The sequence below is a fragment of the Alkalinema pantanalense CENA528 genome, from assembly GCF_050753345.1.
In the GTDB taxonomy this organism is placed as follows: domain Bacteria; phylum Cyanobacteriota; class Cyanobacteriia; order Leptolyngbyales; family Leptolyngbyaceae; genus Alkalinema; species Alkalinema pantanalense.
This window is the reverse complement of record NZ_JBLZFX010000148.1, coordinates 1-10,212: the sequence shown is the minus strand read 5'-3', so window position 1 is coordinate 10,212 and position 10,212 is coordinate 1. Positions and strand designations below refer to the sequence as shown.

Here is a 10,212-nt window from a genome sequence, read left to right as displayed (position 1 = left end):
CCCTACCCTCCTACCCTTTTACTCTCCTACCCCTACCCAATTGGGATTTTATTGATGCGCTGTTCCCTAATACCCGTCGTTGACAAATCATTAGGGATCGATCGGAAACTGAATTTGGAAAGAGTTGAGGGCACGATCGTACTCTAGCGTCCCCCGTAATTTTTTCAGGAGCGAGGTTACTAACTGAAAACCTAGGGTGTCGCTCTGGTGAGGATTGATCTCCGGCGGTAAACCCACCCCATCATCTTGGATCAAGATTTGACAGGTCTGGAGATCGGGATTGCCTTCAGAAATCAGTCGGAGTTGAATTATCAGGGTGCCGACTGTTTGATCTGGAAAAGCATGGTGAATAGCATTGTGAATTAATTCATGCAGAACAAGTCCACAGGCAATGGCCGCATCTGCCGATAAGCAAACTGGCTCTAAGTCAAAGCGAGTTTCCAATGTGTGGTTGATCGTCGCAACGTCGTAAAGATAATGGGTCAGTCCCGGAATATAGTCGGTCAGGTTGAGTTGCGCTAAGCGATCGGACTCATCTAATTGCTCATAGATCATGGCTAGGGCCTGAATCCGAGTCTGGCTCGTTTGTAGGGCAATGGCAGCAGCCGGATCACTCAGGGTCTGTCGTTGAAGGTTAATTAAACTTGTGATGAGTTGAAGATTATTTTTAACGCGATGGTGAACTTCTTGGAGCAGTCTTTCTTTTTGCTGCAACAGCAATTCTTTTTCGTGCAAAAGCTGCCTTAACTGCGCTTCTGTTTGCCTTTGGGGACGACTATCTCGATTGATGGAGCCAAAGCCGATCGGTTCTCCCGTTTCAGGATGGGGAATGCAAAAGGCATGGCATGCAACGGGAATGCGTTCCCTAGTTTGGAAATGCTGGAGCCAGAGTTCCCGATGAATACTTTTCTGTTGCGCCAAATTTGCTAAGACCGATTGGGCCTCTAAGAAATCCTCTGGACTAAAGAATTCCTGCGCACGGATAGGTCGCTGGGTAAAGTCATGCTTAAGCCCGACTAACGCTTTGCCTGCAGGATTGAGATAAATAATATCTCCATTGAGCGAAGCCAAAGAAATCATATCCTGACTGTGTTCAACCAAGATGCTCAAGCATTGATTATCCAGTTCCTGATGATTGCAAACCTCATGGGCAACTGCAAACTGATATTGCAGAAACTTCACCTGTAGCTGAAAGGGATTAAGTTCTTGGTTCAGCATTGGGTGAGTCAGAAACAGGGTTAAGGAACACAGTCAGGATAGGTCAGGCATTAGGCAGCTTCTGTAACCACGAGACTCTGGTCAGCCGTCGCTGCCCGGTCTAAGAGCGGTTTCAGTTCTGCATAGCGAACTGGAGCATCAATAATCGTCCAATCTACAGACCCGCGAATTAATGCACGTAGGCCCAATAAATACCGTTGTACATTGGCATCTAAATCATGGCCTTCTGCATCGGTACCAAAGGTAGGTAGATTACGTTCAAACAACAGGAACCGTCGCATTTCTTGATTATGCACTTCGATCGCCCAAGTATAAGCATCTTCGCGGCTCAGTGCATACTCATGCTCCAATACTAAAACCAGGTTATGCACATCACCTGCGTGTAATTCCTTATCCACAGACAAAATATCATTGCCCCAACCCATTAAATTCAGCGTCATATCGGTGAGCGCTTTGATGCGGGGATGGTTACGCACATGATCCGGCAGAATCATGTTCTCCATCATTTCGATCAACGCAACCACGATCGTTTGTGCACCCGCATGTTGACGCAGCCGAATATACGACTCTAAGTCAGGCGGATGACCTTTTATACGATTGCGAGCTTCCCAAGTACAAGCATCAAAGTACTGTTGCACACTAATGACAAAGCGGGGAAACCAACTCTCATCGGGCGAAAGGGCGCGAGTTCGTTCCCGCAGATCGATTAGCGATCGAGACAGGGGCGTTTGTGTTCCTTCAGCGCCATTTAAGATGTCGATAAACTTTTGAAATGCTTGCGCCAAAACCTTCGGGCTACTACCCACCGATTGCTCGTCAAACTCATCATCTAGCGTAAATAACCAGGCAATCCAGTGGGAACCGATCGCGGTTGCGTCGCTAGTTGCGTAGGGGAAGAAACGAGCACCCAACCAGCCGTAATTAATGCGACAGAACCGTTGAAAAGTAGCTGCATCTGACAGCATATTAAAATCCTGAACCCACTGCCGAGTCGATAGCTCAATCTCATCTGCATGGGGGGTAACAGGCGTTTCAAAGGGATAGTAAAGCTGATCTGCCAGGTACTTCAGCATGGAAAAATCCTTTGCATCACAACGAACAGGACTAGTTCTCCCGTAGGAGGGGGCTTGGAAATAAACAGAGAGCCTTTAAGCAATACAAAAATCACTTAGGCTACAACAAAACTAGGTATAGAGCTGCTATCAAAACAACTCCAAGACTGAAACAGGAAATAAAATGATCAGAAAGACTTATCAGCAAAAAAATTAATGCTGCATCAAAGTTCTGATTAATGCCAACAGAATTACGAAAATGTGCGATCGAATCTCAAAGGACAAAATACATTTAGTGAATACTCACTTTTGAATACTCACCTTGGTGAAACCATTCCTGCTGCTTTGCTAGACAATGTTTCCCAGGATTTTTTCCAGTTACAAATACTGTCTAGCGAGGGAAGACAGAAAATATTCAGTGAATTCCAATTAATTTAGAGCTGTAGTCAATGGATGGTGTCCTTGGGGCAGGACTTAGGTCACTGTTAAAGCCTCAAACCGTTAAAGCCTCAAAATAGAACACAAGTTGGAATGATGAAGTTACACTCTATCTAACATCATTTTGCCCATCACAACACAAACCATTCAAAAACACAATTAGCCTTGGGATAGAAATGAATTTAGAATTGCATTTCTTTTGTACCCCCAACTTTGTATATCACAAATTAAAGATATTAGTTTGTTACATGAAGGACAAAGTTGACAACATGCTAATTGGTGGCGAAGTGGTCAAATCAGCAATGCTAAGACTCGATCGAATGGATGACAAATCGCATCTAACCCTTGATTCATGGGGGTTATATATGACATATAGCAACGATATTCTATTTTCACTCAAACAGAGCATTAGTATATTTAATAATTTCAACTTAACTTTTGCAACGAAAATATAAGATATTAAAAATCATCTGTGAAATATTTATTTAGTCTTTAGATCTAGAATTCGCTCAAACATTAATAGTCCTCAATTTATTTTCTTGCTATTGCAAAAGTCTTGTACTACATTTACTGCGAATTGATCGGCTTATAATGGTTGTAGTACAAGATAGTTGGTCAACTCGTGACATAGAACCCCCATTTACGATGCTTTGGTTTGCTCAGCGGGGACTGATTACGAGTTGACGACTGCTGAATTTAATTTTTGCTAGATCAAATTTTCCAGACTAGCTGCAACGACTCGGTGATCGGGATCCCGATGAAATCCAACCAATTGAGCTTGAGCCCGATCGTCCGGAAAAGCACGCAATGCCTTGGCAACATTCCGTCGAATCGACCAATCGGGATCTTGAGCTTGGCTCAACAGTAGCAAGAGAGCAGCTTCTTGGTTCGCAGTGCCAACGAATGTTGGAAGTTGATCGATCGCCGTCGATCGAATCGCAGTTTCCGGTGTTTGCAGAGCTCGCCGACAAATATCTAACAACACCTCAGGACACTGAAGATCGGCAAGGGCCAAGATTGTACTAATTTGCGACAGCCAATGCTGATCTTGACCAAAGTATTTGACGAGGTGGGGGATCGCGATCGGACCATATTTCCCCAGGGCACCGGCAGCCTCGGCCCGCACGTTAGCTTCTGCATCTTCTTCCATAACTTGGAGAAGCTTAGTAAACCCTTCTGCGGTTTGTTTATATCCCAGACCCATGACAACGAATGATCGCACAATCATTTCCGTGTCATTCACTTGCGTCATCAGGAGGGGGGCCGCAACTTCTGCATCAAAATTTCGTAGGGCCGTTAACCCACGCATCCGATCCTGGGGATCTTCACTCTGCAAACTCACCTTGATTTGATCGAGATTCATATCTAGCACCTGTGTGGGAGAAGCAATTCCAGCTAATTATAACATTTTGTTACGATATGTGTACAATCATCATAAATTGGGTAAAAGCTCTCATTTTTCTCAGAGATCGTGGTGCAGGATGGCAGGCGAAATCAATTCGTAGAAATGACTGCGAGGGAGTAGATCATAATCGAACCAGTACCCATACTAAATTCAGCAATCCACTTTACTTACAAGTAAGGCTCTTTCATCACTGTTCATACTGAGGGTCAGCGCCACCAAAACGCAGGCTTCGAGTATGGAGACATTATTTGTTCAGTATTCAAAGCTAAAAAATTAAGAGTGAAAAAATATTAGATTTCTTGTCACTCACAAAAAATCGAAGCTATTGTGGTGTAAAAATCCAAACTATGATCTCAGGTCAAAAAAATAGCCAGAGATAAAAAACTCTCAGTCGAGGTATGAGGGAACATAGTAGATAGCACTATGCATGAAGAATCCATTAACGCCCAAAAATCTAAAGGGCTGATCCATCAGCCGCAAGGAGACGTTAGCCAGCACATTGGTAACAGTCAAACCACCAATACAGGTGGTGGAGACGCGGCTGCAGGTAACCTAGATAAGAGTACTAATAACAGTACTAATAACTTTTTCTTGACTATTCAGATTAGTCCTAGGATCGAATCGCAGCCATCGTATCAAGAACTTAGTCAAATTCTGGAACAAGTGAATGACCTTGATTTGATTAGGCAAACTTATCGTGAATCTTTACCTATGGATGCCTTACTATCTCGGCCAGAAGCTAGTGGTCTGTCAATTTTGATTTTGTGCGTTAGTGATCTCCAGAATCCTTATGGAATAGTCGATTTGGAATAATGTCACTCACAATTTTAAGCTTGACTCTCCACTAGTAATTGTGAAGATATAATTACTCAGCTTCAGGAGTTCAGGCAATTACGACAATTTATTTCCCATTTAGTCCACCATGAGCAGATACCACAAAATATTCGTCATCAGTTGAAGGATCTTTTTGAGAAAATTCCCTCAACTGAACGATCGCAGCAGCATTCTGTTTTACCAAAGACAAAAAAGACAATTATGAAGTCATATCTTCAGATTGTGCTGCGGAAAGCTCAGAGTTCCACAGGATTTGTCGTTAATGGATGGTTAATTCCTGATGACGAGGTAAAAGACTTGGTTCAGCGATACCAGCCATTAGATCTTGATGAAGAACAGAAAGGAGTTGCTTGCAAACTTGAGGATGTTCCAAAATTAATAGAACAATTTGTAAATTTAACTCTCAATCGACTATGCAGTGAACAACGATATAGTTTGACGATCGAGTTTTTTCTACCCAAAGAGTACTTATGCACTAACATAGATAGCTGGCAATTAACGAATTCATATTTTGAAGACGAAAGCTATACTGTTGGAACACAGTATCCAGTAGTTATACGTTCTTGTGAACGATTGGAATTCAGATACCTAGAGACTTATAGGAATCAATGGTGCGATAACTGGGATCGGGTGAAATCTTGCTGGCATGAAATACCAAATGTTTGTGATTTTGAACATTTGAGTGAACTGGAAAATTGCAACTGGAAGCGGGTGATCAACAATCTAACCGAAAAATTAGGACTGAAATTGACTTGCGGTTTAGTCGAAGCTCATAAAAAAGAACTGTTTAAGTCTATTTTGAAGGCATCTACTCCCATTGCTATTTGGGCAAGATGCAATTATTCTCACTGGAATCAGGTAAGCGAGATAGATGAATTATTACTAGAGGGGCCACTACTCGAATTATCAGAGATAATCAGGAAAAAGCGTATAACTGCGGATTGTGAAGACAGACCTGAAGAGCATCTGGGATATCACTTGGCACTCTTGTGGGAGGATCCTTATCGACTAACGCCAGATGCAATGGCGCAACTGGTACCACCAAGACAATAGGGGAAAGTAAACGATGAGTGACTGGCGAATTTTTACAGGCAGCGGACAACATCACGATGAGATACAGCGACTTCCCCAGGCTCCCAGTTGGCGAAGGTTTGAGGAGGAGGATATCAAGTTATTAGAGGAACCTCCGGCTTTAGAGAAAAAGGATGAACAGCGGGGCAAAACCTTTCGAATATCAACAGAGCATACTGATCTCGTAAATGTGGTCAATGCTGCTTTATATCTTCGTCGCCCACTCTTGATTACCGGAAAACCAGGTACAGGAAAAACCTCTCTGGCCTACGCGATCGCCTATGAATTACAACTAGGTGCAGTGCTCTCCTGGTCAATTACTGCTCGCTCTAACTTGCAGGAAGGGTTATACCGCTACGATGCCATTGCACGGTTACAGGACACTCAGATTCCCTCTAGTGGCTCTTCCTCGCACAACAATCCATCTAATCCAGCCACCGGAAACCCATCCCAAGATAATCCACCCAATCCAGACATCGGGCAATATATTCAGCTTGGGCCAATGGGTACAGCATTACTTCCCCGCAAATATCCAAGAGTTTTGCTGATTGATGAATTTGATAAAAGTGATATCAATTTACCCAATGATCTATTAAATCTTTTTGAGGAAGGTAAGTTTGAAATCCCTGAGTTATCGCGGATCGCCAAGCAAAAAAAAGAGGTAGATGTTCGCACCTATGATGGGCAAGAAGCACGCATTCAAGCAGGAAAAATTTGCTGTTCAGCCTTTCCTTTGATTGTACTGACCAGCAATGGTGAGCGGGATTTTCCGCCTGCATTTTTGCGGCGTTGTCTGCGGTTGACCATGCCTAACCCTGATCGGACATCTCTGACTGAAATGGTGAAGGCCCATTTGAGTGAACATCCAGTGGTATTAACCCAAGCAGAAGAACTCATTAATGACTTTTTAGACAAACGAAAACAGGGAGAATTAAAGGGGGACTTGTCTCCTGACCAGTTATTAAATGCTGTTTATTTGGTTACTCAACAATTTAGCCCGAAAGATGCAGTCGAACGGAAAAAATTTACAGATCTCTTGTGGAAGTATTTGAGTAGCGCGGAGGATGGTTAATGCAGCCGTTTGTTTCTGCCCTGGGAGCGGAGTTAGGTCTGACGAGCAAGGACATCGCAGACATTATTTGGCTGGCGCTCCAGATGCAGAACTTAGAGGAAGTCTCAGAATCTACGACACCATTAAAAGCAACCTCACCCGAGCCCAAACAAGCATCACGATCGTCTACTGCTTCTCCTGAAATCACTTCTGTCCAAAAACCAGAGCAGCAGTCGGAATCTGAGTCACAACCCAAGCCAGCAGAGATTCATTCTCGTAGTACCAATGAACCCAGCTTTGGTCAGCAACTAGCATTTCAGGTACCCGATGCCCGATCGGTGAGAGAACCGTTGTCCTTAGCCCGATCGCTGAAGCCTTTGTTACAAAAGCTAGCTATGGGCTGGAGCACAACTCTAGATGAAGTAGCAACGGTGGAACGGATTGCTGAGGAGGGACTTTGGCTACCTGTGTTCCAGCCTGCCTTAGAACCTTGGTTGGATCTAGCGTTGGTGGTAGATGAGAGTCTTTCAATGCAGATCTGGCAACGCACGATCGCGGAGTTAAGGCGATTGCTATCCCACTATGGGGTGTTTCGAGATGTACGGGTTTGGAGCTTAGTGACGGATGAACCGGGGGAAGTCAAACTATATCCGGGAATGGGGGCAACTGCGCGGCGGCAAGCAGCACAACGACCCAGTATGTTAGTTGATCCCAGTGGGCGACGACTGATTTTGATCGCAACAGATTGTGTGTCATCGGGTTGGCAAAATGAGAGTTTACTGTCTGCTCTGAATCTCTGGGCCATGAGAGGGCCACTGGCGATCGTACAGATGTTGCCAGAGTGGTTATGGGCACGGACAGGATTGGGGCTAGCATCCGCAGTGAAACTTCAAGCTTTATTACCAGGCGTTCCCAATCAGCAGTTGACTGTATCAGAAGTTTCAGGATGGGATGACATTGATTTGGAGGCTGGGATTAAGGTTCCTGTGGTCACGCTAGAGCCAAAATCGGTTGCAGGATGGGCCGAGATGGTCACAGGGAAAAGCGGAGTTGGGATTCCAGGATTTGTACTGGAAGAAGAATTTTCTGCCCCTAGGACAAGTGGTTTACACTCAGCTACAGCAACTAAGGAATCAGCCGAGCAGAGAGTACAGCAATTTCGATTAACCGCTTCACCAATGGCGCGAAGACTGGCAGGCTTATTGGCAGCGGCTCCACTCATTAGTTTGCCTGTAGTGAGGATTCTTCAGGATCGATTGTTGCCGGAGTCGCGACAAGTACATGTGGCGGAGGTATTTTTAGGGGGATTATTGAAAGCACTGGGGGATATCGAGACAGAAGCCAACCCAGATATGGTGCAGTATGAGTTTCTGGATGGAGTTCGGGAAGTACTGCTGGAGTCAGTCCCAACCAGTAATGCGGTGAATGTTTTGGAGGAAGTATCGAGATTTGTGGCAGAACGATTAGGACGATCGCTAGAGGAATTTGCAGCAGTATTGCGACATCCGCAGCAGATAGAAGATCAGGCGATCGTAAAGCAATCACGGCCATTTGCTCGGGTCACAGCACAGGTTTTAAGGCAACTGGGTGGGGAGTATGCTCAATTTGCGGAGGAATTAGAAATCCAGTGGAAGGCTCCCCCCCGGAAGGTAGAAAAACGGTTGGAGTCCCCATACAAATCAGATTTGGCAACCTTACAGTGGCGGCTAGAGATGTTCCGGATGGCGGGGCGGAACCTTCAGCTTGATCCATTGGTGACGGTGAAGGCGCTGGCGCAGTTTGGAGTGGAATATCAGACGGATTTGCTGGAGCAGTTGGAACAGGCGATCGAGGAGGCGGACGATCGGGATAATAAGTTTGTGTTTACGGGGCATCGGGGCTGTGGGAAGTCTACGCTGCTGGCGGAGTTGGGGTTTCGGCTAATTGAGACGGGTCGCTATTTTGTGGTGATGTTTTCGATCTCAGATACAATCGAGCGATCGGCAGTGAATCATGTTAATATCCTCTTTTCTATCGCAGTGCAGTTGATCGAAAACGCAGAACTGAGATCAATAAAGTTACAACCAGGAATCAAAAAGAGATTGTACGGCTGGTTAAGCGAACATACACAAACGGAATGGCAAGGATTTGAATCAGAGATTGAGACTAGTGGGAACGTAGGTTCAGAGAGAAATATTTCAAAACTGCTGAATTTTCTAGCAAAAGTTAAGTCAGGAATGAAAGTAAACTCGGTGATTCGGACAGAGATTATGACAGAGTTTGTGCCGCGCGTTCCGGATTTGATTGCAAAGATTAATGAGATCCGAACCTATATTGAGAATGCTACTGAGCAGCGGGTTTTAGTGATTATTGATGATTTAGATAAGTTAGATCTAGCAGTCATAGATAGTATTTTCAGTAAGAATATTCAGGCGTTGCTTGCTCCAAATTGTCATATTCTCTATACGATTCCGATCTCGACGTTGCGGGAGGTGTCGTTGAAGCGGAATATTGAGGCGGTTGTGAAGCAGATTCATACGATGCGGGTGGCGAAGTTTTTTAGTCGATCGGTGGTGCGGAAGGTCGATCGGGTGCCGGATGCGGCCTGTGTGGCAATTTTTGAGGAGGTGTTAGATCGGCGGTTGCCGACGGAGTTGATTGAGCCAGAGGTAAAACGGCAGATTATATTGAAGAGTGGTGGGGTGTTGCGGGAGTTAATTCGGTTGGTCGATCTCTGTTGTGGTAAGTGTATGCAGCAGATTCGGAGACAGATTCGACAGGAGCAGTTTGCTCAACCACCAGTGGTGATAAATCAGCAGATTTTGGATCAGGTATTGACAGATGTCCAGATTGAGTTTGCGGAACCATTAGGGCAGTACGATTTTGAGCTATTGAAGCAGATTTATGAAGATTTCAAGCCACGCGATCCGGAGAATCAGCGATTTTTAGATTTGTTGCATGGGTTATATATTTTGGAGTATCGCAATGCAGTGCTGTGGTATGACTTGAACCCGATTGTGATTGATTTACTTCGTAGCGAAGGAGTGATTGATTAAAATAATAAGTAGCTAGGCTGAATTAAATATAAAACGTTCAACCTTATAACCTTTGGGAAAATAGCGGTTTTCTACCCCAGCGATAACGGCCATGGCTAAGTCATAGGA

Annotated in this window: 7 protein-coding genes and 1 pseudogene; 5 read left to right on the top strand and 3 right to left on the bottom strand. The window is 44.7% G+C overall.

Features of this window, described 5'->3' with window-relative positions:
- Nucleotides 1-90: 90 nt before the first annotated feature.
- From ACN4EG_RS26170 to ACN4EG_RS26160, 3 genes are all read right to left on the bottom strand, one after another.
- Nucleotides 91-1,218 (bottom strand): sensor histidine kinase, encoded by a 1,128-nt coding sequence (locus tag ACN4EG_RS26170; protein ID WP_431633225.1) that lies wholly within the window; start codon nt 1,216-1,218, stop codon nt 91-93.
- A 50-nt stretch (nt 1,219-1,268) separates the two neighbouring features.
- On the bottom strand, nt 1,269-2,291 hold the full coding sequence (locus ACN4EG_RS26165; RefSeq protein WP_431633224.1) for a terpene synthase family protein: 1,023 nt from the start codon (nt 2,289-2,291) through the stop codon (nt 1,269-1,271).
- Nucleotides 2,292-3,414: 1,123 nt separating this feature from the next.
- On the bottom strand, nt 3,415-4,071 hold the full coding sequence (locus ACN4EG_RS26160; protein ID WP_431633223.1) for a HEAT repeat domain-containing protein: 657 nt from the start codon (nt 4,069-4,071) through the stop codon (nt 3,415-3,417).
- Between the two features lie 465 nt (nt 4,072-4,536).
- Between ACN4EG_RS26160 and ACN4EG_RS26155 the strand changes: the two genes are divergently transcribed.
- The 5 genes and pseudogenes from ACN4EG_RS26155 (at nt 4,537) to ACN4EG_RS26135 (ending at nt 10,104) form a co-directional block, all read left to right on the top strand.
- Nucleotides 4,537-4,926, top strand: a complete 390-nt coding sequence (locus ACN4EG_RS26155; protein ID WP_431633222.1) for a hypothetical protein — start codon at nt 4,537-4,539, stop codon at nt 4,924-4,926.
- 45 nt (nt 4,927-4,971) lie between these two features.
- A pseudogene (locus ACN4EG_RS26150) lies at nt 4,972-5,088 on the top strand (hypothetical protein); the annotation flags it as partial.
- 60 nt (nt 5,089-5,148) lie between these two features.
- Nucleotides 5,149-6,000, top strand: coding sequence for a VMAP-C domain-containing protein (locus ACN4EG_RS26145; protein ID WP_431633226.1), 852 nt, complete (start codon nt 5,149-5,151; stop codon nt 5,998-6,000).
- Between the two features lie 13 nt (nt 6,001-6,013).
- Complete coding sequence (locus tag ACN4EG_RS26140; protein ID WP_431633221.1) at nt 6,014-7,090, top strand: AAA family ATPase; 1,077 nt, start codon at nt 6,014-6,016, stop codon at nt 7,088-7,090.
- Nucleotides 7,090-10,104, top strand: coding sequence for an SAV_2336 N-terminal domain-related protein (locus ACN4EG_RS26135; protein ID WP_431633220.1), 3,015 nt, complete (start codon nt 7,090-7,092; stop codon nt 10,102-10,104). The genes ACN4EG_RS26140 and ACN4EG_RS26135 overlap by 1 nt, the downstream gene beginning before the upstream one ends.
- Nucleotides 10,105-10,212: the final 108 nt, after the last annotated feature.